Here is a 23,795-nt window from a genome sequence, read left to right as displayed (position 1 = left end):
CTTATGCCTATCATGGCAGGCGGTGCGGGGCTATAATCCTGACATCATTCATTTTTACAGGTACGCAAAATGATCCGCAGCATGACAGCCTACGCCCGCCGTGAAATTAAAGGCAACTGGGGCAGCGCAGCTTGGGAGCTACGCTCCGTTAACCAGCGCTATCTTGAGACCTATATTCGCCTGCCGGAACAGTTCCGCAGCCTAGAGCCTGTGGTGCGTGAAAGACTGCGTACGCGTTTAACTCGCGGGAAAATCGAATGTAACCTGCGTTTTGAGCTCGACCCAAGCGCACAAAGCTCCATGATCCTGAACGAAAAACTGGCAAAGCAGCTGGTTGAAGCCGCGAACTGGGTCAAAATGCAAAGCGATGAGGGCGAAATTAATCCACTGGAAGTTCTGCGCTGGCCGGGCGTGATGTCTGCCGCCGAACAAGATCTGGACGTTATCAGCACCGAGCTGATGGCCGCACTGGAATCTGCAATTGATGACTTTATCGATGCCCGCGAACGTGAAGGTAATGCCCTAAAAGCGATGATCGAGCAGCGTTTGGAAGGTGTATCTGTTGAAGTGGCTAAAGTTCGCCAGCAGATGCCTGAAATCCTACAGTGGCAGCGTGAACGTTTGGTGAGCAAGCTAGAAGATGCTCAGGTTCAGTTGGAAAATAACCGTCTAGAACAAGAGCTGGTTCTGATGGCACAGCGTGTTGACGTTGCAGAAGAGCTGGATCGCCTCGAAGCGCACGTCAAAGAAACCTATGTCATTCTGAAGAAGAAAGAAGCCGTAGGCCGTCGTCTCGACTTTATGATGCAAGAATTCAATCGTGAATCGAATACTTTGGCTTCCAAGTCTATCAATGCAGACGTCACCGCATCCGCTATCGAACTGAAAGTATTGATCGAACAGATGCGCGAACAGATCCAAAACATCGAGTAACTTTCTGCTCAACCTCTACAAACAAAAGCCCGGTTCTACCATCGTAGAGCCGGGCTTTTTCATTTCTCATAAACAATCACTCTGTGGATTGTTCTTCTGCTTGGTTACTGCGATAAATCAATACCAGCGCTAAGGCTAAGCAAACTAAAGCGGCCATACGGCTGCTGGAAAAGCCGATTGCCTGATTGCCAAACCATCCAAACGTATCAATCATCATCCCCATCGATAGTTGCCCGCAAATCACCGCCACCGTTGCCGTCGCAACGCCAATTTTCGGTACCGATGCCACCATCACTAACATATAAAACATGCCAAACAATGCTCCGGCCAGTTGCCATTTAGGAACGGTAAGCAAAGTCTGAGAATGTGTGGGCTCAAAGAAGAAAATCAGCAATCCACTAAACACTGCACCAACGACAAACGTCAGTTGGCTGCTGCGTATCACACCCACGCTTTCACCTAGGCGGCCATTGATAGCGGCCTGCATGCTCAGAACAGCACCAGCCAAAACAACCAGCGCCAACATTATGATATGTCCCATTATTGTTACGCCCCCTCAGCTATAAGAATCAAAGCCGCTACAATGAGCGCTAATGCGAGTAGGCGCTGCACACCCACACGTTTACGCGAGATCCCAAACCAACCAAAATGATCGATTAATAAGCTTTTCGCGACCTGACCCGACAGAATGGCAATCATCGTCATGGCAACACCAATCACCGGCGTCGCCAGCGTCAACATAATGACGTAGAGAGGCCCTAGCAAACCGCCCGTCAGTTGCCAACGGGGAAGTGAGCTAAAAGAGCGCTGCTCTGTCGGCTTCCCGGTTAATAACGAGATAAGGAACAATAGAGCTGCGCCTACGCCAAATATGCTCAACGTCGCCCATAAATGCCCCACCTCCTCACCAAGTGGCCCAAGCAATCCGGCTTCAACCGAAAGCCCCATACCCGCCATAATGACCAATGGAATGTAGGCACCGTTCATTGAGCCTGAATGCGCTGTTTTACATCGCTCTGGCTGTGTCATCTATTACTCACTCCGCATCATTCAAACGATTCGCGAAAGCCGCTAAATCCGATGACTGGCATTATCAACCACCTTTATCTTTCGAAAAACAGCATGAGTCGCTAAACAGTTTTGCGAATTACGCACAGCATGGAGAGATTTGACTCGTCTTTCCTGAAACTCTACGGTGGAGATACACAGATAACCGGAACCTGCACTCAACCGGAAGACAATAACGAGGAGTAACGCATGAAGATCGCTTTTCTTGGATTGGGCTCTATGGGCCAGCCTATGGCGTATAACCTGCTAAAAGCAGGATATGAAATCGCGGTATGGAACCGTAGCCCAGCGGCAGCAGGCACTCTCGTTGACGATGGCGCAAGGCTTTGCCAACGCCCTGCGGATATCAAAGGAAGCGAAGTTGTTATTTCGATGCTAGCCGACGATGCGATTACCCATGATGTAATGATCGCTCAGGGCGCGTTAGATTCATTAACAGCAGGGGCGGTCTATATCAATATGGCTACGGTTTCTAATGACCTTACGCGTAAGATGGCAAGCTACTGCACAGAGAAAGGTATTCATTACATTGCAGCGCCGGTATTAGGGCGAGTCGACGTTGCGGCCGCAGGAAATTTAAATATTCTGGCAGCCGGAGAACCCGAGCAGCTCCGCCGCGTACAGCCTATATTCGATGTATTAGGACAAAAAACCTGGCACTTCGGCGATAATCCAGAACAGGCCAGCACGGTTAAACTCGCGGCAAACTTCATGCTGGCTACCGTCATTGAATCCGTTGGAGAATCCGCAGCATTGGTTAAAGCGCACGGCATTGAGCCTAAAGACTTTATCAATATGCTGACCAGTACGCTGTTTTCAGCTCCCGTATACAAAAACTATGGCGGCATGATCGCTGAAGAGCGCTATACCCCCGCAGGCTTCAAGCTAACGCTTGGTTTGAAAGACGTTCGCTTGGCACAACAGGCAGCCGAAGAGAAAAACGTACCCATGCCGTTCGCTAGCGTATTAAGAGATAACTTCATTGACGCCATCGCTCAAGGCGACGGTAATCTTGATTGGTCAGCTCTGGCCAATGTCTCCGCCCGTCGCAGTGGTTTAAAGTAGTTAAACGTAAAACCTTGATATCGTCATTGTGCCACCCCTCTCCGCCGTGGAGAGGGAATTCTCATGGTAGCCCACTAGCAAAACCTTTCACAAAAACGCACCATAGATAAAATATCTTTGCGGAATATGCACAGCATGCAAGCGTTCAATGAACTCAACATAAAAGCACTACGATTGTTTGTTGCCGTCCTCGATTACGGCAGTTTTTCGGAGGTTGCCCGCAAAGAAGGCGTTGCACCATCATCAATTTCACGCCAAATGCAGCTAATAGAACAAGCGCTTAATCAACAATTGTTGTACCGCCACACCCGCGCGGTGACCGCAACGGAAAGCGGTCGATTATTGGCAACATACGCTCGGCGAGTCCTTGAGCAACTCGAGGAAGCTGAGCAAGCGTTGCAGGAAAAGAAGCTCGAACCTGCGGGGCTTGTGCGCATCAATGCTCCGGTGGTGTTTGGTCGGCTGCATATTGCGCCCTATATTCCCGAGCTCTGCCAAAAATACCCCAAGCTTTGCGTTGAAATGGTGCAAACAGATAATTTTGTCGATCCGATGCAAGATGCATCTGACCTTCTGTTTCGTATCGGTATTTTGTCAGACTCCAATCTGCAAGGCAGAGTGCTAGCCCAACAAAACTATCGCATTGCCGCGAGTCCGGAATACTTACATCGCTTTGGGATCCCAACCACGCCTGAAGAATTAGAACATCATAACTGCATCGTATTTAAGGGTTTTGCTGGCGCGCAGAGATGGTTTTTCCACATGAATAATCAATGGGTTCCTTACAGTCTGCATGGTTCTCTGACCGGAAATAATGCCGATTCACTGCTAGATGCAGCGATCCAAGGTTTAGGGATCGTAGTATTGCCAACATGGCTATTAGGGGATGCATTACAAGACGGGCGTCTGGTGAGTTTGATGGAGAAATACCCTGTATCCACGAGGCTAGAGCCCCAGCAGCTAGCGGCTCTCTATCCGCAAAGCCGACGGCTTCCGCTTAAAGTACGTGTTGTCATTGATTTCTTTGTCCAGAAATTTGGAACCCCAGCTTATTGGGATAATGTTTGATTTTCGAATTATAAATTCTTATCTACTATTAATGTTTAAAATAAAATAAAGCCTATATATTCAGCATTAAGATAACTTTTTGGCATAGATATATTAATTCGAAACCTTATCCTTTAGAAAAACTCAGTCGAGATAGTCACCGCAAGTCACTACTCTGCATGCTCTATTATCTCATTTCAGCTCTAAAAGGTTGTTGGGTCATGTTACTGAGTATTCTTTATATTGTTGGGATCACTGCTGAAGCCATGACCGGCGCACTTGCCGCTGGCCGCCGTCAAATGGATATGTTTGGCGTTATTATCATTGCTTCTGCCACAGCCATTGGCGGCGGCTCTGTACGTGACATGCTGTTAGGCCACTATCCTTTGAGCTGGGTCAAACACCCTGAAAATATCGTTATTGTTGCCGTTGCCGCCATTGTTACAACGTGGGCTGCACCGTTAATGACGCATCTACGTAAACTCTTTTTAGTTTTAGATGCCGTTGGGCTCGTCGTGTTTTCGATTATCGGTGCTCAGGTCGCGTTAGAGATGGGACATGGACCGATCATCGCGTCTATCGCTGCCGTTGTCACCGGCGTCTTTGGTGGCGTCCTACGTGATCTCTTCTGTAATCGCATCCCGTTGGTGTTCCAAAAAGAGCTGTATGCAGGGATCTCTTTTGCCGCCGCGTGGCTCTATATGGGATTACTTTATTTCTCTATCCCGCAAGATCTCACCGTGATGATTACGCTATTTGCCGGCTTCACTGCGCGTTTACTGGCGCTACGCTTCCGCTTAGGGTTGCCGGTTTTTGACTATCAGCAACCCGATCACTAATAGAAAATTGATTAAAGGCAGCAACGCCCTGCTGCCTTAATCGCGCAACAACCTCAAGCCACTCTGTGTTATGCCAGATCCGCTGATATTGTTTTTCTTGAGCCGATGAAAAGTGGCAATCGATGCTTTCTAAGCCACAGCTGGCCAACGTATTTGGCATCCCCAACGCTTTCAGCCACGTTATTGTTGGCGCTGCTTTCACTTTTTCAAGCTCGCTGCTAAACGTACGAGCTCGATTTACGCCAACGCCCACCTTTCCGAAATCAGCCTCGCTCAGCCTAAAAATAGCATCCACGTCAGATAACAATCCATGCTGCGCCAACTCTCGCCAGTAAGCCTCTCCAATACCAGAAACACCCAAGGTTTGAACCATCCACACTACGCGTGCAACAAACTGCTGCTCGCAGTCTGGCGTGTAGTGCCAACAGCTTAAGGAATGGTATTTATTTTGGTCCGGCGCATTGATGATGACTCGGTCAGGGCTACGCCAAATCACCTTTTCTAAATGGGGAACGCCTTGCCCTGCCAACACCACCGAAATTTGATCATGAGGTTGAACATCCCACTGCCGCCAACGCATCACAGAACCTAAGCTCACACGGCTAACGCGTTTATCATCAACCATCACAGGTTCGATCAACAGGATGGCATTGATTCTCCCACTGCGCCCAATACTAAACTGCACGTCTTTAACTTCAGCAACTTGGGATTTCAGCGGATACTTCCAAGCCACGGCCCATCCCGGTGGTGACGGCTGCCACAACGATGAAGCGGGTTGTTGATCCATATGCAACACCACGCCATCGGTGACAAAAGGCAAAGCATGTTGATACCAATAGTCGCGCCAATGCTCAACGGCACCAATATCTGCCACCGCATGGGTATATTGCCCTGCCAGCGGGAACCCCAACCGCGTCAATGAGCTTAATCTTTGCCGCATATTATCCGCCCCGTCGGGGTATCCCCAGATGAAAACATCCAGCTGTGCGGCGGTGTCAGGAGGCAAAACCTTTAACCTCATCGCCCCTGCGACTTTTGCCCGAGCATTGATCCCACCGTCTCTTTTTTGTTGATGATCGGTCACCTTCAGGAACAGCTCCCCTTGCAACACAACATCGGCACTTTCATCAGTAATCTTTTTAGGAATGGCCGCAATCGCCATCGCGGCTTTGCTCCAATCTTGCCCCTTCAGACCATCGCCACGGCTGATCATATTGATTAAACGCCCACGCTGGTAATGCAGCGTAATTGCCACGCCATCAATTTTGGGCTGCACCCAAACACCTTTTTTACCCTGTAACCACGCCTGCACCGCAGCCGCATTTTCTAGCTTATTCAGCCCCGTATGTGCCACAGGATGGCGAAGTGTATTGCCTAAACTAGGCGGTTCAAGCGCCGCTTGGTTTAGATTTACCTGAGCAAAGCAGTGCTTCCATATTTTCAACCGCTGGGCCATTTGGTCATAGATTTCATCAGGTACGGCCGATGAGCCCTGTAGAAAATAGTCTTCATCCCACTTGGCGATCTGCTTTTGCAACGCATTGATCTCACTAGCTCCATGTTCGGCAGTCCACTGTGGACAAAGAGGCTGAGCCCAGCCTCGGCTAAAACCGGAAACAAACCATACGAGTAGCGCCATCCATATTTTCCATGCCATATGTCACCTCCTATTTGCGGCAATTAAAACGCAAGCAGGGCAGTATTCCAGCGGTCTTGCTAGCCTTTGCGAAACGGATTCATCAGAGATTTAATCGCCGACAAGAGGTTGCACTTTTTTTGCAAACAGGCTCGCAATGCGCAGAGATGACAAATAAATTCACGCCGTAGACTGAAAGTGGGCGCTGCATCACGGCGAGTAGCCGTGTATACTACGGGGAGTTGTATCTTTCTTTTGTTCTTTTAACACGAACGACATCAATAAGACCCACTATGGTTCAAGGCACGCTATATATTGTTTCCGCGCCAAGCGGGGCAGGAAAATCCAGCCTGATTCAGGCATTGCTGAAAACTCAGCCGTTGTACGATACGCAGGTTTCGATTTCGCACACCACTCGTGCTAAACGTCCTGGCGAAAATCACGGCGAGCATTACTTTTTCGTCTCTCATGACGAATTCCGCCAGATGATTGGGGAAGACGCCTTCCTTGAACATGCGGAAGTATTTGGCAACTATTACGGCACATCGCGTAAAGCGATTGAGCAGATTTTGTCGACCGGCGTGGATGTCTTCCTTGATATCGACTGGCAGGGCGCACAACAAATTCGTAAAAAAATGCCGCAGGCACGCAGCATTTTTATTCTGCCACCATCGAAAGATGAATTAGGTCGCCGCTTACGCGGTCGTGGTCAGGATAGCGAAGAAGTCATCGCCAAACGCATGGCGCAAGCCGTTGCTGAGATGACGCACTATGCCGAATATGATTACCTCATCGTGAATGATGATTTTGATTTGGCACTGTCCGATCTCAAAACCATTATCCGCGCTGAACGTCTGCGTTTAGGTCGCCAGAAAATGCGACATGACGCGTTAATAACCAAATTGTTGGCAGACTGAAGACTCTTTCAGTATCATGCCCAGTCATTTCTTCACCTGTGGAGTAGCACATTTATGGCACGCGTAACTGTTCAAGACGCTGTAGAGAAAATTGGTAACCGTTTTGACCTGGTGTTGGTCGCTGCTCGTCGGGCACGCCAAATGCAATCTGGCGGCAAAGATCCGTTAGTACCAGAAGAGAACGATAAGTACACCGTTATCGCCCTGCGCGAAATCGAAGAAGGTCTGATCAACAACCAGATCCTCGACGTACGTGAGCGCCAGGAACAGCAAGAGCAAGAAGCCGCAGAAATTCAAGCGGTGACTGCGATTGCTGAAGGCCGTCGTTAATTAACACGAAGAGCTGCCTTTGTATCTGTTTGAAAGCCTGAATCTGCTGATTCAAAAATACCTGCCAGAAGAGCAGATTAAGCGCCTTAAACAGGCATACCTTGTCGCGCGCGATGCGCACGAGGGACAGACACGCTCCAGCGGTGAGCCCTACATAACTCACCCGGTCGCGGTAGCCTGCATCCTTGCAGAAATGCGCCTCGACTATGAAACCTTGATGGCGGCGTTATTGCACGACGTCATTGAGGACACGCCCGCTACCTATCAAGATATGGAACAACTGTTTGGCAAAAGTGTTGCCGAACTGGTTGAGGGTGTGTCAAAGCTGGATAAGCTGAAATTCCGTGATAAGAAAGAAGCTCAGGCAGAAAACTTCCGCAAAATGATCATGGCGATGGTGCAGGACATCCGCGTGATCTTGATTAAACTCGCCGACCGCACGCACAACATGCGCACGCTGGGCTCTTTGCGCCCAGATAAACGTCGCCGCATTGCGCGAGAAACGCTAGAAATCTATAGCCCTCTGGCACATCGTTTAGGTATCCATCACCTAAAAACGGAGCTCGAAGAGCTGGGTTTTGAAGCCCTCTATCCAAACCGCTATCGCGTTATCAAAGAGGTGGTGAAAGCCGCTCGTGGTAATCGTAAAGAGATGATTCAGAAGATCCTTTCTGAGATTGAAGGTCGTCTCACCGAGGCGGGGATTGAGTGTCACGTCAACGGTCGAGAAAAACATCTGTACTCGATTTATCGCAAAATGCATCTCAAAGAGCAGCGTTTTCACTCCATTATGGACATCTACGCTTTCCGCGTGATCGTCAAGGATGTGGATACCTGCTACCGCGTTTTGGGTCAGGCGCACAGCTTATATAAGCCGCGCCCGGGCCGCGTTAAAGACTATATTGCCATTCCTAAAGCCAACGGATACCAATCGCTGCATACCTCGCTAATTGGCCCGCACGGTGTTCCTGTCGAAGTGCAAATTCGCACCGAAGACATGGACCAAATGGCAGAGATGGGTGTTGCTGCTCACTGGGCCTATAAAGAAGGTGAATCCAGCACCACGGCGCAAATCCGTGCACAACGCTGGATGCAAAGCCTGCTCGAACTGCAACAAAGCGCAGGTAGCTCCTTCGAGTTCATTGAGAGCGTTAAATCCGATCTGTTCCCAGACGAAATCTATGTGTTCACGCCGGAAGGTCGCATTGTCGAACTGCCAGCGGGAGCAACACCGGTCGATTTTGCTTACGCCGTACACACCGACATCGGCCATGCCTGCGTAGGTGCGCGCGTTGATAGACAGCCATATCCACTGTCTCAGGCGCTACACAGCGGGCAAAACGTTGAAATCATTACTGCACCAGGCGCTCGCCCAAATGCAGCTTGGCTGAATTTCGTCGTCAGCTCCAAAGCGCGCGCTAAAATCCGCCAGATGTTGAAAAACCTCAAGCGCGATGATTCAGTAAGCCTTGGCCGTCGTCTGTTAAATCACGCGCTCGGCAACGGACGTAAGCTGTCTGATCTGCCTCCAGAGAATATTCAGCGCGAATTGGATCGCATGAAACTTCATTCGATGGATGACCTATTGGCCGAAGTCGGCCTAGGCAATGCCATGAGCGTGGTGGTGGCGAAAAATCTGCTCGGCGATCCGCAGCAAAGCAGCTCCAGCTCTGGCCGTAAACTGCCAATCAAAGGCGCTGACGGCGTGCTGCTCACCTTTGCCAAATGTTGCCGTCCAATTCCCGGTGACCCGATTATTGCGCACGTGAGCCCGGGTAAAGGCCTGGTCATTCATCACGAGTCTTGCCGCAACATTCGTGGCTATCAAAAAGAGCCAGAGAAGTTTATGGCCGTGGAATGGGATAAAGACATCGAGCAGGAATTCATCGCTGAAATCAAAGTGGATATGTTTAACCATCAGGGCGCACTGGCGAATCTGACGGCTGCAATCAATGCCACCGCATCAAATATTCAAAGCATGAATACCGAAGAGAAAGATGGCCGGGTATACAGCGCCTTCATCCGCCTGACCACCCGCGATCGCGTCCATCTGGCGAATATCATGCGTAAAATTCGTATCATGCCGGATGTGATTAAAGTTAACCGCAACCGAAACTAATTCTATGACTCCTCAACGCTATGCGCGGATTTGTCAGATGCTTGCCACCCGACAGTCGGATCTTACCGTCTGCATGGAGCAAGTACACAAACCGCATAACGTTTCAGCCGTTATCCGCACGGCTGACGCCGTGGGTGTGCATCAGGTCCATGCCGTATGGCCAGGAAAAAGCATGCGCACCATGGTCTCTACTGCAGCAGGCAGCAACAGCTGGGTATCCGTAAAAACACATCCAGATATCTCTTCAGCGGTTTCGACGTTAAAGTCTGAAGGCATGCAAATTCTGGCAACGAATCTCTCCAGCACTGCCGTTGATTTCCGTGAAATAGACTACACGCGCCCGACCTGCATTTTGATGGGGCAAGAGAAACACGGGATCACGGCCGAAGCTCTCGCCTTGGCCGATCAAGACATTATCATTCCCATGATTGGTATGGTTCAGTCACTTAATGTTTCAGTGGCTTCGGCGCTCATTTTGTATGAAGCCCAGCGCCAGCGCCAAAACGCAGGCATGTACCAACGCGAACACAGCCCGCTGAGCGAAGAAGACCAACAGCGTTTACTGTGGGAAGGTGGATATCCCGTGTTGGCCAACGTTGCCAAACGCAAGAAGCTGCCGCGCCCACGTATCGATAACGAAGGGCAAATCGACGCCCCTCAAGCATGGTGGGATGCCATGCAGTCAACTAAAGGCTAACGATGAAAGGCCGCTTGCTGGATGCTATCGCATTAACTTCTTTAGCCGGCGTTGGCGCCAGCCAAGCAGGTAAACTCTCCAAAATTGGTCTGGAGAATATCCAAGACCTGCTGCTGCACCTGCCTTTGCGCTACGAAGACCGCACCCGCCTGTATGCTATCAACGATCTTCTACCCGGCATTTTTGCAACCGTAGAAGGCGAAGTGCTGCGCACCGATATAAGCTTTGGTCGCCGCCGCATGATGACCAGCCAGATAAGCGACGGCACCGGTATGCTGACGATGCGCTTCTTCAACTTTAACGCTGCGATGAAGAATAGTCTTTCTGTCGGTAAGCATGTTTTAGCCTACGGTGAAATCAAACGCGGTAATCTAGGCGCAGAAATTATCCATCCTGAATATAAAATTCAGGGTGAAACCGAGAACGTTGAGCTGCAAGAAGCCCTTACGCCGGTTTATCCCACTACCGAAGGCATTCGTCAGGCCACGCTGCGTAAGCTAACCGACCAAGCATTAGCCTTGCTCGATACGGTGCCCATCGCGGAACTATTGCCCGATGAACTGCGCCAAGGGTTAATGAGCCTGCCAGATGCATTGCGCATGCTGCATCGTCCACCGCCAAATATGCAGCTTGCCGATTTGGAGCATGGAAAACATCCTGCTCAGCGTCGTCTAATTTTAGAAGAACTGCTGGCTCATAACCTCAGCATGCTTGCGGTACGAGCCGGAGCGCAAAGCCATAAAGCGCTGCCGCTTTCTGCGGATGATCGTCTCAAAAACCAGATGCTGGCCTCTTTACCCTTTAAACCAACGGGTGCGCAAGAGCGCGTGGTGGCTGATATCGAAGCCGATATGGCGAAGCCCGTCCCTATGATGCGTTTGGTTCAAGGCGACGTGGGATCGGGTAAAACTTTGGTTGCCGCACTTGCCGCGCTGCGAACGATTGCCCATGGCAAACAGGTCGCTTTAATGGCACCGACCGAACTGCTTGCCGAGCAGCATGCCAATAACTTTCGTCAGTGGTTTGAACCGCTAGGATTGAAAGTGGGCTGGCTTGCAGGCAAGCAGAAGGGTAAAGCGCGTCAGACACAGATGGAAGCTATTGCCAGTGGCGAAGTCGATATGATCGTGGGCACACACGCCATTTTCCAAGATCAGGTGCAATTTTCTGGCTTGGCACTGGTTATCATTGATGAACAACATCGATTTGGCGTACATCAGCGTCTTGCCCTGTGGGAAAAAGGCGAAGAACAAGGTTTCCATCCGCATCAGCTAATCATGACCGCAACCCCGATACCGCGCACGCTGGCGATGACTGCCTACGCCGATCTTGATACGTCGGTTATTGATGAGCTTCCGCCTGGCAGAACGCCGGTGACCACCGTTGCTATTCCAGATTCACGCCGCGCCGATGTCATTGAACGCGTTAAAAATGCCTGTTTAAAAGAGGGTCGACAGGCTTATTGGGTCTGCACGCTGATTGAAGAATCAGAGATGCTGGAGGCTCAGGCCGCAGAGGCTACCGCAGAAGAGCTCAAACTGCTTCTGCCTGAAATTAAGGTCGCGTTAGTACATGGCCGCATGAAAGCAGCAGAAAAACAGGAAGTGATGCGGGCATTTAAGGCAGGTGAAACTCAGTTGCTGGTCGCCACTACCGTAATCGAAGTTGGCGTTGACGTGCCTAACGCCAGCCTGATGATCATTGAAAACCCTGAGCGATTGGGTTTGGCGCAGTTACATCAGCTGCGTGGCCGCGTCGGGCGCGGTGCCGTCGCATCACACTGTGTCCTGCTTTATAAAACACCTCTGAGCCAAACCGCGCAAAAACGTCTACAGGTATTACGTGATAGCAATGATGGCTTCGTGATTGCTCAACGAGACTTAGAAATTCGTGGCCCCGGTGAGCTATTAGGGACCAAACAGACCGGTAGCGCCGAATTTAAGGTAGCTGACTTGCTACGCGATCAGGCGCTTATCCCTGAAGTTCAGCGCATTGCACGCCATATTCATCAAAACTACCCAGAACATGCGCAGGCACTTATCGAGCGCTGGCTGCCTGAACGCAGCCGATATACCAACGCATAGTCTCGTGTACCTCCCCTTCTCCGGAACGGTTCCCTCCCCTGAGAAAGGGAGGGGTGGGGTCAGATCGTGATAATCGAAAACTACCCCATCACCGCAGGAAATACCGGCAGCATCAGGTACAGCTTGATCACAATCGCATTAACGATATCGATAAAGAACGCACCAACCATAGGTACTACCAGGAAAGCCAAATGCGACGGGCCGAAACGATCGGTAATCGCCTGCATGTTAGCAATCGCCGTTGGCGTTGCGCCTAAGCCAAAACCGCAATGGCCTGCGGCTAGCACCGCTGCATCATAGTTTTTGCCCATAATTCGATAGGTAACAAAAATAGCGTACAGCGCCATCACCAGCGTTTGAACCAGCAAAATGGCCAACATCGGCAGCGCCAGAGAAGCAAGTTCCCACAGTTTTAAGCTCATCAACGCCATAGCCAAGAACAGCGACAAACTCACGTTTCCGAGCACCGATACCGCACGCTCAAACACGCGATAGAAACCAACCGCATGCATCGTATTACTCAGTACAACCCCAACGAACAATACGCAGACAAACGTTGGCAGCTCGAACGTCGTCCCGCGGAGAAAATCAGCGATGACATGGCCTACGGTTAAACAGATCGCAATCAAAGCCAGCGTCTCAATTAACACCAGCGACGTGATCATACGGCCGCTATAGGGTTTTTCAAACGCGGTTGGGACTTCAGTATCGTCCGGCGTTCCGTTGGGCGTAGACGAATGCTTCACCAAGTAACGAGCCACTGGCCCGCCAATCAATCCACCAAGCACTAAACCAAAGGTGGCACATGCCATGGCCACTTCAGTCGCATTCTCAAACCCGTAGCGTTCGCTGAAAACTTTACTCCACGCCGCGCCCGTACCGTGTCCACCGGACAACGTAATGGAGCCCGCTAATAGCCCCATCAGAGGATCAAGCCCCAGCATTTTCGCCATGCCAATACCAATGGCGTTTTGTACCAGCAGTAACCCCACAACGACAAAAACAAAAATGCTTAACGCTTTGCCGCCTTTTTTCAAACTCGCTAAGTTTGCGTTAAGGCCGATGGTGGCAAAAAAGGCGAGCATCAACGGATCTTTGAGGGACATGTCAAAACTGACCTCAAAGCCCGTGGTTTGTTTAAGCAACAGGAAACCGAGCGCCACCAGCAAGCCGCCAGCAACGGGTTCAGGAATCGTGTATTTCGTTAGGAAAGGGATTTTTTGTACCATTTGGCGCCCGAGCAGAAGCACCAAGGTCGCCGCGACTAGCGTACCGTATACGTCCAGATGAATCATTTTATTACTCCATGTAATAATTGTATTTATTTCAAATAATTATAATTTTCTCTCTGTTATCTAAAAATGATAAACGCTTAATTAGAAAGCAAAACGTAACTCTTGGGCAAGTTTCTTTAGCAAAAAATGCGATCCAAAAGTCTCATCCTTTTTAGGTAAATTTATACGCAACCGATTGCTTTTGTGACAACTATCATTAAAATGCGTGCATTGTTGCTTCTGGAATATGGATTATGACCACGCCATCCACTGAGTTCGACCAAGTTCACTCTTCAATCGCGAAGCCTAGCGCTACCGCGCCAACCAAAAGTGAGCTGATATATCGTCTCGAAGACCGTCCACCTCTCCCGCAAACCCTTTTCGCTGCCTGCCAACATTTACTCGCCATGTTTGTGGCGGTTATTACGCCCGCACTACTGATTTGTCAGGCATTAGGTCTTCCAGCACAGGACACGCAACACATTATCAGCATGTCGCTATTTGCCTCAGGGCTGGCGTCTATCTTGCAAATTAAAACCTGGGGCCCTGTGGGTTCGGGTTTGTTGTCTATTCAGGGAACGAGCTTTAACTTTGTTAGCCCTCTGATTATGGGCGGAATGGCGTTGAAAAACGGCGGCGCTGATATCCCAACGATGATGGCAACGCTGTTTGGAACGCTAATGCTGGCTTCCTGCACCGAGATTATCCTGTCGCGTTTCTTGCACCTAGCACGCCGAATTATTACGCCATTAGTCTCTGGTGTGGTGGTCATGATCATCGGTTTATCGCTGATTCAGGTCGGCTTGGTTTCTATTGGCGGTGGCTACAGCGCCATGAACGATCACACCTTTGGTGCGCCGGGTAATTTGATGCTAGCCGGTTCAGTTCTGGTGGTCATTATTTTGCTTAACCGCCAGCGCAACCCTTATCTGCGTGTCTCTTCACTGGTGATCGCCATGGCCGTTGGCTACGCGTTGGCGTGGGCGATGGGGATGCTGCCAGACACCAGCAATATGGAAAAAACCACCTCGCTGCTGATGGTGCCAACGCCGCTCTATTATGGCTTGGGCATTGACTGGAATCTGCTGATCCCGCTGATGCTGGTCTTTATGGTGACGTCTTTAGAGACCATCGGCGATATTACGGCGACCTCTGACGTATCCGAGCAGCCCGTTTCTGGCCCGCTCTACATGAAGCGACTGAAGGGGGGCGTTCTCGCCAACGGGCTGAATTCGATGCTGTCGGCGGTATTTAATACCTTCCCTAACTCCTGCTTTGGCCAGAATAACGGTGTTATCCAGCTAACCGGTGTCGCAAGCCGCTATGTGGGCTTTGTGGTCGCCCTCATGCTGATTGTTTTAGGTCTGTTCCCTGCGGTGGCGGGTTTTGTACAGCACATCCCTGAGCCCGTTCTGGGAGGCGCTACCATCGTCATGTTCGGCACTATCGCAGCATCGGGCGTGCGTATTGTCTCGCGTGAACCATTAAACCGCCGCGCCATTATGATTATGGCGCTCTCTTTAGCCGTTGGTTTAGGGGTTTCTCAGCAGCCGTTGATTTTACAATTCGCGCCGGATTGGATGAAAACTCTGCTGTCTTCAGGCATTGCGGCTGGCGGTATTACTGCCATTGTCTTAAATCTGGTTTTCCCACACGAAGATTAAAACCGCATAAATGGCTGAAAAAGGTCGGATGTTTCTGCATTCGGCCTTTTTTATTGGTGTTTACATTTCATCCCTTGAGCCATCCTACTTAATACGGCATAAACTAAAGTACCTTTGGCCTGAAGGACTAATGCCGTGAAATTTATTGGAAAACTACTTTTAATCCTGCTCGCGATTATCATCGCGCTGGGTATTGTGGCTTATGTGATTGCACAAACCACATGGGGCGCCCGCCACATCAGCACTTGGGTGAATGAAAATACCCAATATCGATTGTCGCTTGGAAAAATACACCACGATATTCGCGATCCCGCTGAAATGACATTACACGATGTCACGCTCGCTAACGTTGGTCAGCCTCCTTTTCTACGCGCTGAAAAAATCAGTTTATCGCTCAGCGTACGCCAGCTAACCGAACCGAAAGATTTCGATAGCGTCACGCTCGAAAATGGATCGCTAACACTTTCAGCCACGGCTCAAACTGCACTGCCAATTCAGGCCCAGAGCCTGCGCATGCTCAATATGCAGGTGCAACAAAATGAGCCCCAACAAAAAATTAACGCGTCTCAGGTCAACGGCTATGTTTCACCGTGGCAGCCCGTCTCAGGGCAAATCTTTGGCAAGAACAACCAGTTTCAGTTCAGCGCAGGCAAACTAACGCTAAATGATATTCCTGCACAGAACGTGTTGATCCAAGGTAGTGATAAACAGGGTCAACTCACAATAATCAACGCTGGCGCTGAATTTGCCCAAGGCCAAGCCACCGGTGACGGCATACGCAAAGCCGATGGAACCTGGGTCATCAATAACTTACGCCTAAGTAATCTCCACTGGCAGACTAGCCAATCTCTAGACGCTTTCTTTGCGCCGCTGAAGCAACTTCCGGCAATCACGCTGGGAAAAATGAGTATTACCGACGCCAAGCTGGAAGGGGCTGGCTGGGCACTCAGTGATTTAGACGCAGAATTGAACGGTGTAACGTGGAACAACGGCAATTGGCAAAGTGATAAAGGGACTATCGCCTTTAATGCTAACGATATCATCGTGGGCAATGTGCACTTTGTTGAGCCTATCTTTAGCGCCGATCTTTCGAATGCGGGAGTGGCGATAAAACAGTTAAGCACTCGCTGGGAAGGCGGTTTGCTTAGAGCAAGCGGCAGCTGGTTGCGCAGTAACCAACAACTTACCCTCGATGAAATTACGCTCGTTGGCTTGGAATATACGCTACCGCAAAACTGGCGTGATATCTGGCAAGCACCGCTGCCGACTTGGCTAAACGATGTGATCGTCACCAAGTTCTCCAGCAGCCGAAATCTGATAGTCGATATCAACCCTGAGTTTCCTTTCCAAATCACCGCTCTGGATGGCTTTGGCAGCAACATTCGCTTAGTCCATAACCGCCTATTTGGGCTATGGGACGGTCAAGCAACCTTCAACGCTAGCGGCGCAACGTTTAATAAGGTCGATCTGCAACGGCTTTCTATTAGTCTGAACGCAAACGACCAGCAAATTAGCGTCACTGAACTCAGCGCGTTATCACAAAAGGGAATTTTGGAAGCCACCGCGTCGCTCACGCAGTCTGGACGCCAGCTCAGCTTGGATCTTAAGGGGAAAGCAGTCCCTGCCGATCAACTAGTTGAATGGGGATGGCCAGCGTTGCCGATTAAAGGAGACGTCAATATGCAGCTAGGATTACAAGGCGTACTGACCGGTGATGCACCGCTTAAGCCTAGTGTAAATGCCACGTTAAGCGCGCAGAATGCGAGTGGGCAACAGGTTACGCAGAAGATGGTTAACGGCGTAGTAAACTAACATTCTAGCCCTCCCTGCACAGGGAGGGCTTTTGCAAAAAATTACTCGGCAATCTTCAGAGTGTTAATCACACCGTTGGCAATATTAGCCGCTTCCTGCTGATTTTCACCCGGCAGAGATACCTGCATGGTCATCAACTGATCGCCGGCTTTAGCCAGTACGATGCTGGAATAGGAAACTTGGCCTTTGGCCGTTTGCAGACTATTCACTTCCTGAGCTTGCTGCCCACTCACTTCAATGCTCTTATCGGAAAGCACGTTCAGGCTTGGATCACGAGATTTCTGTTGTTCAACCAAACGACCACTCAATGTGCTCAGGCTGTCTGCCGGTAACGGAGCCATAATCACAATGATCGCCTGCTGACCGCTCTTATTCGCGTAAACATGCATGCTGTTTGATTGAGAGCCTAGCTTACCGCTTTGGTCAGTTAAGCCAGCCGGCAGCGTAAAGGTCACTTTTCCATTGAGCAGGCTAATGTTCTCTCCGGCAGGTACGCTAGCTTCTACCGACGTAGATCCTTTGGCCGCAGAGGTGGTGTTATCAGTTGACTGGCCATCACACGCGGCAAGTCCTGCCACGAGCAACCCCACTCCCATAAACTTCACTAAATTACGCATGGTAATTCCTTCTATTGTCCTAACGTCTCGATTGACCAATAAACGTATCGCACCTTATCGGTGCACTAAATGCAAGTAACATATTGTAGCTTCGCTACTTATCATTGGTTCCGTGCGTCAGACACTTCACCAGTCGGACTCGGTTATCGGCTATGTTGTCAGCTACTTCTAGCTCAGATAACTGGTAGCCATTTTTTATGAGCATTATCAGCATAGCTGGAAAACAGTTTCTGGTTTTCACTTCAATACGCTGATACCCATGATTTAAAGCCCAATCTTCCTGTGTATGCAATAGGACTTGGGCTATTCCGTCGCGGCGAGAGTGAGGAAGTACACCACCTAACCAACTATAGAAAGTGGTGTCACTAAGCGCATAACCCAACTTAAAACCAACAGGTTTTTCATTTTTATAGGCGACCAATATACAAGTTTCTTTATTATTCAGTCGGTTAATTAAATCTTGCAGGCTATGTAACACGGAGAATTCGGGCAGTAAGTTATAAAGATGGTGAACATCTTCAACGGTGGCGTATTTGACGTTAATTGCGGGCATGACATCCTCCGAAGCTCAGGGACATCAGCATATACGATACCGAGAAAAAGCGCTTCTCGGCATCGCGATACGTTTTTTAATTCAGCTGTGGATGCGGATCTTGGCGATTAGCTGAGAGATACTTCAGAACCACGTTGAGCATAACGCCGTACATTGGCAGGAAGAAAATCAGGCTGATCAGCAATTTAAACGTGTAGTCTACCAGCGCGATCTCAACCCAGTTCGCGGCCATGAAGGGGTCTGTGCTGTGGTAAAACGCGATAAAGAAGAACGCCAAGGTATCGCTGATATTACCAAACAGCGTTGAAGCCGTCGGAGCTACCCACCACGCGCTACGCTGACGCAGGCGGTTAAAGACATGCACGTCAAGGATCTGCCCAAGAACATAGGCCATGAAACTTGCGGTCGCGATACGCGCCACCATCACATTAAACTCGCCCAACGCGGCAAAACCCTGCCACTCGCCCTGAAAGAACAGCGCTGAAATACAATATGAAATCAGCAGCGCAGGCGCCATAACTGCCAGAATAATTCGACGAGCCAAAGGCGCGCCAAACACACGGACGGTGAGGTCTGTTGCCAAGAAAATAAACGGGAAAGTAAATGCGCCCCACGTGGTGTGAAAACCGAAAATCGAGATCGGTAACTGCACCAAGTAGTTACTGGACGTAATAATCAGAACGTGAAAAACAGAAAGCCAGCAAAGGGCTTTCATCCGCTGTTGCGGAGTAAAATCAAACATATTTTGGCCTTTTTGGAGATTGGGGTGAGGGAACCCAATAAAAAATGTGTGTATCTGAGATGCGGCACGGATGATACCGCGATAATTTCCACATGCAATGGTTAATTTTAACGCAAACGTTCACGTCCCTTGCAGACTATTTTCCAGCAGGTAAACTAGGGGCGTTTTAAACTTCACTCAGCCGTAGCCCTTCGCCAGTACGATTGCGCAAATCGGCCTTCAGAGAAAAACCATGACCGACCTTTTCGCTAATCCCGATAAAACGCTGGATGCACTTGGGCTTCGCTGCCCTGAGCCTGTGATGATGGTGCGTAAAACCGTGCGCCATATGGATGATGGACAAACGCTGCTGATTATCGCGGATGATCCAGCAACCACCCGTGATATTCCGGGTTTCTGTCGTTTTATGGATCATCAACTGATCGCGCAAGAAACCGAGCAAGCACCCTATCGCTATTTGTTACGCAAAGGGACTCCCGCCTAATTAACGCAACGTGGAGCCCCGCACGATAAGCTCGCCCGGATATTTTTGCTCAACGGTAGGCTGTTCGTCGCCTTGAATGCGGTTCACTAATAGCTCAAGCGCAGCGTAGCCGATCTGATAGGTCGGCTGCTTAAGCGTGGTAATCCCCGCCCCTGCCAGCTCCGCCCACTCCAGTTCATCAAAGCCAAGCAAACCAATATCGCTGCCCCAATTAAGGCCTAAACGACGCAGGGAGCGAGCCACCTGAAGGGTTAGTGCACCGTTGGCAGACATTACGGCTTTACGCATACCACGATGCTGATGACAAAACTGGCTCAATGCCTGATCCAGAAGTTCACCTTTGTTAAGCACAACTTCGGCATGGCAGGCGATCAGCTCAGGGCATTCTGCCATCGTGTTTTGAAAAGCATGCAAACGCTCAAGCCGAGTATTAACCAACCCCAGTGGTTCACTTAAAAACATCACCGCTTCAAAACCCTGCTCAATTAAATGCCGAGTCGCTTCTGTGGCAGCGCGATGATTGTCTAATCCCACCATATCGCAGGAGAAGTCGGGTATTTTTCGATCAATCAGCACCATTGGCAGCAAAGACTGTTGTAGCTTGGATAACGCCTCTTCACGCATCCCCACCGCATTAACTACTAAACCCTCAACGCGATAGCTACTTAACAGCTCAAGGTAGTGCTGCTCCTGATTGATTTCGTTGTTGGTGTTACACACCAGCAACGTAAAACCTTGCACACGGCAGGCTTCTTCTACGCCGCGCAAAACATCTACAGAATAGGGATTGGTGATATCAGCGATAATCATGCCGATAAGGCGAGTTTGCCCGCCTTTTAAGCTGCGAGCCATCTGACTTGGGCGGTAATTAAGGCGTTGTATGGCTTGTTCGATGCGCTGTTTGAGATCGTCGGACAGCAGGTGTTGTTCGCCATTTAAATAGCGCGAAACGCTCGTTTTACCGGTTTTAGCGGCCTTAGCGACATCACTGATGGTGGCGCGGATTCCCTGACTGCTCACGACGTGTTCCTCTGAAATTCAACGGATAGGCAAATTTAGCATAACCACAGGGGAACTGATGAGATAAGGTTGAGGAAATAGCCTCCTCAGGCAAAGCAGGAGGCTAAAAGAAGAGATGAATTACATCGGGCTTAGTGTAATTTCAACACGACGGTTCTGAGCTTTGCCTTCTGTCGTGCTATTTGACGCGATTGGGTTTGCTGGGCCCATGCCCTGAGTACGAACGCGGCTGGCTTCAACGCCCTGAACAATCAGAGAACTTGCGACGCTGTCGGCACGCTGCTGAGAAAGACGCATATTCAGATCTTGGCTACCGGTACTATCGGTGTAGCCCACCACGTTAACCGCGGTCTTAGGATACTCTTTTAAAACCATTGCCACGCCGGTCAGGGTATTGGCACCGGCTGGTTTCAAGGTGCTGCTGCTGGAGTCGAAGGTGACATTATTTGGCATATTCAGCACAATGTTGTCGCCTTGACGCGTTACGCTCACGCCGGTACCACGCATTTTGTCACGCAGTTTTGACTCTTGAACGTCCATATAGTAACCGGCACCACCGCCTAACGCCGCGCCAGCTGCCGCACCAATTAGAGCGCCTTTGCCGCGATCGTGCTTAGAAGAGGACAGAACCCCCACGCCAGCACCAACCAGCGCACCTAAACCTGCGCCCACACCCGATTTCCCCGCTTCGGATTCACCGGTATAAGGGTTAGTTGTACAACCAGACAGCAGCAGCGCAGCGCATACTGCGCCAGCAATACAGAAACGGCTTTTACTCATTATGGAACCTCATCTTGCACAGAGCGTAATCGCTCAAGATATTTGCTGTAACAGGCCAGTAATCCACTGACCCAAAAAAAATCGTGCCCAAAACCGTGAATCGGGATCTACGGCGGTGGCATTTCAGCAAATTCCCATTAAAAAATAATGGTCACAATTCCTAAAATTCCAATAAATTAGACAAATACGCGCCAAATAGCAGGATTTGTTTAATCTTCAAGCCAAGCGCCAGGGGTTTTCTCCCACAACATTATTGCCGTTTGGTGCTGGGTGTCCTCATTGAACTGGGTATCTTGAGTCTGAAACCCCTCATGCTGATAAAAACGTAGTGCGCGGTGATTCTCCAGATACACCTCGAGCATCAGCTGTGGAAAAATCATCTTCACATGCATCATCAGCAACTGCCCAACACCTTTGCCGTGATAGCGTTTATCCACGAATAAAGCGCCAATAAACTGCTGCTCAAGCACGCTGATAAACCCTATGATTTCACCCTTATCTTCTGCCACCCACGTCAGCGCATTCGGTAAATAGGTATCACGCACCACGACTTCGCTTTCACGCCAATACTGCGCAGAAATAAACGGGTGCGCCTCGGTAGTGCTAACCAGCCACAACGCCATAATAGCCGGCATATCTTGTTTCACAGCAGGGCGGATCATGGCTTAGTGCTTCCCACAAAAGCAGGTTTTGACATGATCGTTCACCATGCCGCTGGCTTGCATAAAGGCATAACAGATCGTTGAGCCAATAAACTTAAAGCCTTTCTTCTTCAGCGCCTTGGACATCACATCAGAAATCTCGGTTTTTGCAGGCACGTTGGCGAGGGTTTCAGGACGGTTTAGCTGTGGCTTGCCTTCGGTAAACGACCATAAAAACTGAGAAAAATCCTCACCCTCCTGCTGCATTTTCATATAGGCACGGGCGTTAACTACGATGGCGTCTAATTTCAAGCGATGACGGATAAGGCCAGCGTCCTGCATCAGTGCATCAATATCCTCATCCGTCATCGCCGCCACCTTGCGCGGATCGAAGTGATGGAAAGCATTACGATAGTTTTCACGCTTCTTCAGCACGGTTATCCACGAAAGTCCCGCCTGTTGCCCCTCAAGACACAACAGTTCGAATAGATGAGCATCGTCGTAGACGGGCTGACCCCATTCATTATCGTGATAGCTGATATACAGGGGATCGGATGAGACCCAACCACAGCGAATTTTTTTATCTTCAAATGTCTGGCTCATAATCCTATTCCTTGTGAGAAACCCTTTGTGAATCATCGGGTTTTTTGTGCTGTTTACCGAGCAACAATGCCAACAACGTGAGAGACAACTATAACGTTTCGCGAAGCGTTGACTATTTATTTCAACCCACCTTGACGCAGTCGCAACCTCGTCAAATAGTTAAGAGTGCAGCATCACAAAATAATAACGAATAACGCCTCCCTTTTAATGGAGTGGCATCAATGATTAGACCTCTGGCATCGGTTTTTTTAGTGAGCTGCGCCCTGCTCTCACTACCTGCTTTGTCGTATGATTTAAAAGATGTTTTTGTGAATGACAATAGCTCGAGCGATATCGTTCCGCTCGATCGCGCTTCAACGTCCATTGAACCGGGGTTTTCAACGCATTGGGTGGGCAGCAACTCATTGGCCTCTGCGGCGTTAAACCCAACCACCCAACAGCAAGTGGGCTCTTTGGGCTGGCGGTTAGATTCCAATCTAGAATTGTTCACGCCCTATGCTGAAATCAGCTATCAGCGTTTATCAAGCAACGAGTCTTATAAACAGGTGGGAGAATTTAGCGCACCGCAAAACTTATTTAGCCGTGAGATCCCCAATCAAGAAGCGCACTGGGTTGATGTCACCGTGGGTGCCAATATCCCGCTAACCGATTATATAGCCGCATTTGCCGAGCTATCGCAGACCAATCGCCTCAACAATAGCGAGCAATTTATGTACAATATTGGCGTGAGCGCCAACTTTTAACTCGACCTTCACGGAGAATGTTCCCAGCCTTTGCCATGTTTTATGGCAAAATACACGCAAAATCCCCCCCATTGAGTCGGGATTCGGGCTGTATATCTTACGTTCAGGCGGTATACTGCAACATTCT

The 23,795-nt window shown here is 49.8% G+C and carries 24 protein-coding genes; 13 read left to right on the top strand and 11 right to left on the bottom strand.

All coding sequences use genetic code 11. The features are described 5' to 3' along the window. Positions 1-69 precede the first annotated feature (69 nt). Positions 70-933 (top strand): YicC/YloC family endoribonuclease, encoded by an 864-nt coding sequence (locus CPY98_RS00250; RefSeq protein WP_096385904.1) that lies wholly within the window; start codon positions 70-72, stop codon positions 931-933. A gap of 76 nt (positions 934-1,009) precedes the next feature. Here the strand turns inward: CPY98_RS00250 and CPY98_RS00245 are convergent, their stop codons facing one another. Both CPY98_RS00245 and CPY98_RS00240 read right to left on the bottom strand, forming a co-directional pair. Then, positions 1,010-1,474: a DMT family transporter gene (locus CPY98_RS00245; RefSeq protein ID WP_025797252.1), complete on the bottom strand. Its 465-nt coding sequence runs from the start codon at positions 1,472-1,474 to the stop codon at positions 1,010-1,012. A 5-nt stretch (positions 1,475-1,479) separates the two neighbouring features. Further along, on the bottom strand, positions 1,480-1,920 hold the full coding sequence (locus tag CPY98_RS00240; RefSeq protein WP_096385901.1) for a DMT family transporter: 441 nt from the start codon (positions 1,918-1,920) through the stop codon (positions 1,480-1,482). A gap of 270 nt (positions 1,921-2,190) precedes the next feature. Here CPY98_RS00240 and CPY98_RS00230 point away from each other — a divergent pair, with 270 nt between their 5' ends. From CPY98_RS00230 to CPY98_RS00220, 3 genes are all read left to right on the top strand, one after another. Then, entirely contained in the window at positions 2,191-3,066 is an 876-nt protein-coding gene (locus CPY98_RS00230) for an NAD(P)-dependent oxidoreductase (protein WP_096385896.1), read from the top strand. A 135-nt stretch (positions 3,067-3,201) separates the two neighbouring features. Further along, entirely contained in the window at positions 3,202-4,134 is a 933-nt protein-coding gene (locus CPY98_RS00225; protein WP_096385894.1) for a LysR family transcriptional regulator, read from the top strand. Between the two features lie 200 nt (positions 4,135-4,334). Continuing rightward, a complete protein-coding gene (locus CPY98_RS00220; protein ID WP_025797260.1) occupies positions 4,335-4,952 on the top strand; it encodes a trimeric intracellular cation channel family protein in 618 nt (205 codons plus the stop codon). On the opposite strand, the gene ligB is transcribed toward CPY98_RS00220, so the two are convergent. Continuing rightward, the gene (gene ligB, locus CPY98_RS00215) at positions 4,879-6,609 is read right to left on the bottom strand and encodes an NAD-dependent DNA ligase LigB (RefSeq protein WP_096385891.1); all 1,731 of its coding nucleotides are present in this window, start codon (positions 6,607-6,609) and stop codon (positions 4,879-4,881) included. The genes CPY98_RS00220 and ligB overlap by 74 nt on opposite strands. Before the next feature lie 272 nt (positions 6,610-6,881). Between ligB and gmk the strand changes: the two genes are divergently transcribed. The 5 genes from gmk to recG are packed head-to-tail and all read left to right on the top strand — an operon-like array spanning position 6,882 to position 12,735. Further along, positions 6,882-7,505 (top strand): guanylate kinase, encoded by a 624-nt coding sequence (gmk, locus tag CPY98_RS00210; RefSeq protein ID WP_025797264.1) that lies wholly within the window; start codon positions 6,882-6,884, stop codon positions 7,503-7,505. 54 nt (positions 7,506-7,559) lie between these two features. Next, complete coding sequence (rpoZ, locus tag CPY98_RS00205) at positions 7,560-7,835, top strand: DNA-directed RNA polymerase subunit omega (protein ID WP_004094076.1); 276 nt, start codon at positions 7,560-7,562, stop codon at positions 7,833-7,835. Between the two features lie 19 nt (positions 7,836-7,854). Continuing rightward, complete coding sequence (gene spoT / locus CPY98_RS00200; RefSeq protein WP_025797268.1) at positions 7,855-9,954, top strand: bifunctional GTP diphosphokinase/guanosine-3',5'-bis pyrophosphate 3'-pyrophosphohydrolase; 2,100 nt, start codon at positions 7,855-7,857, stop codon at positions 9,952-9,954. Positions 9,955-9,958: 4 nt separating this feature from the next. Beyond that, positions 9,959-10,651 carry a tRNA (guanosine(18)-2'-O)-methyltransferase TrmH gene (gene trmH, locus CPY98_RS00195; protein ID WP_096385889.1) on the top strand — a complete coding sequence of 231 codons (693 nt, stop codon included), beginning with the start codon at positions 9,959-9,961 and terminating at the stop codon, positions 10,649-10,651. Positions 10,652-10,653: 2 nt separating this feature from the next. Continuing rightward, positions 10,654-12,735 carry an ATP-dependent DNA helicase RecG gene (recG, locus tag CPY98_RS00190; protein WP_096385886.1) on the top strand — a complete coding sequence of 694 codons (2,082 nt, stop codon included), beginning with the start codon at positions 10,654-10,656 and terminating at the stop codon, positions 12,733-12,735. Positions 12,736-12,815: 80 nt separating this feature from the next. Here recG and gltS read toward each other — a convergent pair whose 3' ends face one another. Then, a complete protein-coding gene (gene gltS / locus CPY98_RS00185; RefSeq protein WP_040045251.1) occupies positions 12,816-14,030 on the bottom strand; it encodes a sodium/glutamate symporter in 1,215 nt (404 codons plus the stop codon). Between the two features lie 233 nt (positions 14,031-14,263). Between gltS and CPY98_RS00180 the strand changes: the two genes are divergently transcribed. Continuing rightward, a complete protein-coding gene (locus CPY98_RS00180; protein WP_043490030.1) occupies positions 14,264-15,673 on the top strand; it encodes an NCS2 family protein in 1,410 nt (469 codons plus the stop codon). 135 nt (positions 15,674-15,808) lie between these two features. Further along, complete coding sequence (locus tag CPY98_RS00175) at positions 15,809-17,485, top strand: AsmA family protein (RefSeq protein ID WP_096385884.1); 1,677 nt, start codon at positions 15,809-15,811, stop codon at positions 17,483-17,485. A 41-nt stretch (positions 17,486-17,526) separates the two neighbouring features. On the opposite strand, the gene CPY98_RS00170 is transcribed toward CPY98_RS00175, so the two are convergent. The 3 genes from CPY98_RS00170 to CPY98_RS00160 form a co-directional block, all read right to left on the bottom strand. Beyond that, positions 17,527-18,102, bottom strand: a complete 576-nt coding sequence (locus CPY98_RS00170; RefSeq protein ID WP_043490026.1) for a DcrB family lipoprotein — start codon at positions 18,100-18,102, stop codon at positions 17,527-17,529. A gap of 94 nt (positions 18,103-18,196) precedes the next feature. After that, positions 18,197-18,655 carry a GNAT family N-acetyltransferase gene (locus tag CPY98_RS00165; protein WP_096385881.1) on the bottom strand — a complete coding sequence of 153 codons (459 nt, stop codon included), beginning with the start codon at positions 18,653-18,655 and terminating at the stop codon, positions 18,197-18,199. 76 nt (positions 18,656-18,731) lie between these two features. Continuing rightward, on the bottom strand, positions 18,732-19,397 hold the full coding sequence (locus tag CPY98_RS00160) for a 7-cyano-7-deazaguanine/7-aminomethyl-7-deazaguanine transporter (RefSeq protein WP_025797284.1): 666 nt from the start codon (positions 19,395-19,397) through the stop codon (positions 18,732-18,734). A gap of 232 nt (positions 19,398-19,629) precedes the next feature. On the opposite strand from CPY98_RS00160, the gene tusA reads away from it, so the two are divergent. Beyond that, positions 19,630-19,881, top strand: a complete 252-nt coding sequence (gene tusA, locus CPY98_RS00155; protein ID WP_040045256.1) for a sulfurtransferase TusA — start codon at positions 19,630-19,632, stop codon at positions 19,879-19,881. Here the strand turns inward: tusA and CPY98_RS00150 are convergent, their stop codons facing one another. The 4 genes from CPY98_RS00150 to CPY98_RS00135 form a co-directional block, all read right to left on the bottom strand. Further along, entirely contained in the window at positions 19,882-20,901 is a 1,020-nt protein-coding gene (locus tag CPY98_RS00150; RefSeq protein ID WP_046360667.1) for a LacI family DNA-binding transcriptional regulator, read from the bottom strand. A 120-nt stretch (positions 20,902-21,021) separates the two neighbouring features. Beyond that, entirely contained in the window at positions 21,022-21,681 is a 660-nt protein-coding gene (locus CPY98_RS00145; protein ID WP_025797291.1) for an OmpA family lipoprotein, read from the bottom strand. A 209-nt stretch (positions 21,682-21,890) separates the two neighbouring features. Beyond that, positions 21,891-22,343, bottom strand: a complete 453-nt coding sequence (locus CPY98_RS00140) for an N-acetyltransferase (RefSeq protein ID WP_043490020.1) — start codon at positions 22,341-22,343, stop codon at positions 21,891-21,893. A 3-nt stretch (positions 22,344-22,346) separates the two neighbouring features. Beyond that, on the bottom strand, positions 22,347-22,925 hold the full coding sequence (locus CPY98_RS00135; protein WP_043490017.1) for a DNA-3-methyladenine glycosylase I: 579 nt from the start codon (positions 22,923-22,925) through the stop codon (positions 22,347-22,349). Between the two features lie 221 nt (positions 22,926-23,146). Here CPY98_RS00135 and CPY98_RS00130 point away from each other — a divergent pair, with 221 nt between their 5' ends. Continuing rightward, positions 23,147-23,668: an autotransporter domain-containing protein gene (locus CPY98_RS00130; protein ID WP_096385879.1), complete on the top strand. Its 522-nt coding sequence runs from the start codon at positions 23,147-23,149 to the stop codon at positions 23,666-23,668. Positions 23,669-23,795 lie beyond the last annotated feature (127 nt).

Source organism: Hafnia sp. CBA7124 (assembly GCF_002355555.1).
In the GTDB taxonomy this organism is placed as follows: Bacteria; Pseudomonadota; Gammaproteobacteria; order Enterobacterales; family Enterobacteriaceae; genus Hafnia; species Hafnia alvei.
Note: the sequence above shows the minus strand (reverse complement) of the source record. Positions and strands in the feature narration are given on the sequence as shown.

Bases quoted from the DNA above. Each gene is read 5' to 3' on its own strand.
- CPY98_RS00250 (WP_096385904.1), top strand. From the start codon at position 70: ATGATCCGCAGCATGACAGCCTACGCCCGCCGTGAAATTAAAGGCAAC.
- CPY98_RS00245 (WP_025797252.1), bottom strand. From the start codon at position 1,474: ATGGGACATATCATAATGTTGGCGCTGGTTGTTTTGGCTGGTGCTGTT.
- CPY98_RS00240 (WP_096385901.1), bottom strand. From the start codon at position 1,920: ATGAACGGTGCCTACATTCCATTGGTCATTATGGCGGGTATGGGGCTT.
- CPY98_RS00230 (WP_096385896.1), top strand. From the start codon at position 2,191: ATGAAGATCGCTTTTCTTGGATTGGGCTCTATGGGCCAGCCTATGGCG.
- CPY98_RS00225 (WP_096385894.1), top strand. From the start codon at position 3,202: ATGCAAGCGTTCAATGAACTCAACATAAAAGCACTACGATTGTTTGTT.
- CPY98_RS00220 (WP_025797260.1), top strand. From the start codon at position 4,335: ATGTTACTGAGTATTCTTTATATTGTTGGGATCACTGCTGAAGCCATG.
- ligB (WP_096385891.1), bottom strand. From the start codon at position 6,609: ATGGCATGGAAAATATGGATGGCGCTACTCGTATGGTTTGTTTCCGGT.
- gmk (WP_025797264.1), top strand. From the start codon at position 6,882: ATGGTTCAAGGCACGCTATATATTGTTTCCGCGCCAAGCGGGGCAGGA.
- rpoZ (WP_004094076.1), top strand. From the start codon at position 7,560: ATGGCACGCGTAACTGTTCAAGACGCTGTAGAGAAAATTGGTAACCGT.
- trmH (WP_096385889.1), top strand. From the start codon at position 9,959: ATGACTCCTCAACGCTATGCGCGGATTTGTCAGATGCTTGCCACCCGA.
- recG (WP_096385886.1), top strand. From the start codon at position 10,654: ATGAAAGGCCGCTTGCTGGATGCTATCGCATTAACTTCTTTAGCCGGC.
- gltS (WP_040045251.1), bottom strand. From the start codon at position 14,030: ATGATTCATCTGGACGTATACGGTACGCTAGTCGCGGCGACCTTGGTG.
- CPY98_RS00180 (WP_043490030.1), top strand. From the start codon at position 14,264: ATGACCACGCCATCCACTGAGTTCGACCAAGTTCACTCTTCAATCGCG.
- CPY98_RS00170 (WP_043490026.1), bottom strand. From the start codon at position 18,102: ATGCGTAATTTAGTGAAGTTTATGGGAGTGGGGTTGCTCGTGGCAGGA.
- CPY98_RS00165 (WP_096385881.1), bottom strand. From the start codon at position 18,655: ATGCCCGCAATTAACGTCAAATACGCCACCGTTGAAGATGTTCACCAT.
- CPY98_RS00160 (WP_025797284.1), bottom strand. From the start codon at position 19,397: ATGTTTGATTTTACTCCGCAACAGCGGATGAAAGCCCTTTGCTGGCTT.
- tusA (WP_040045256.1), top strand. From the start codon at position 19,630: ATGACCGACCTTTTCGCTAATCCCGATAAAACGCTGGATGCACTTGGG.
- CPY98_RS00145 (WP_025797291.1), bottom strand. From the start codon at position 21,681: ATGAGTAAAAGCCGTTTCTGTATTGCTGGCGCAGTATGCGCTGCGCTG.
- CPY98_RS00140 (WP_043490020.1), bottom strand. From the start codon at position 22,343: ATGATCCGCCCTGCTGTGAAACAAGATATGCCGGCTATTATGGCGTTG.
- CPY98_RS00135 (WP_043490017.1), bottom strand. From the start codon at position 22,925: ATGAGCCAGACATTTGAAGATAAAAAAATTCGCTGTGGTTGGGTCTCA.
- CPY98_RS00130 (WP_096385879.1), top strand. From the start codon at position 23,147: ATGATTAGACCTCTGGCATCGGTTTTTTTAGTGAGCTGCGCCCTGCTC.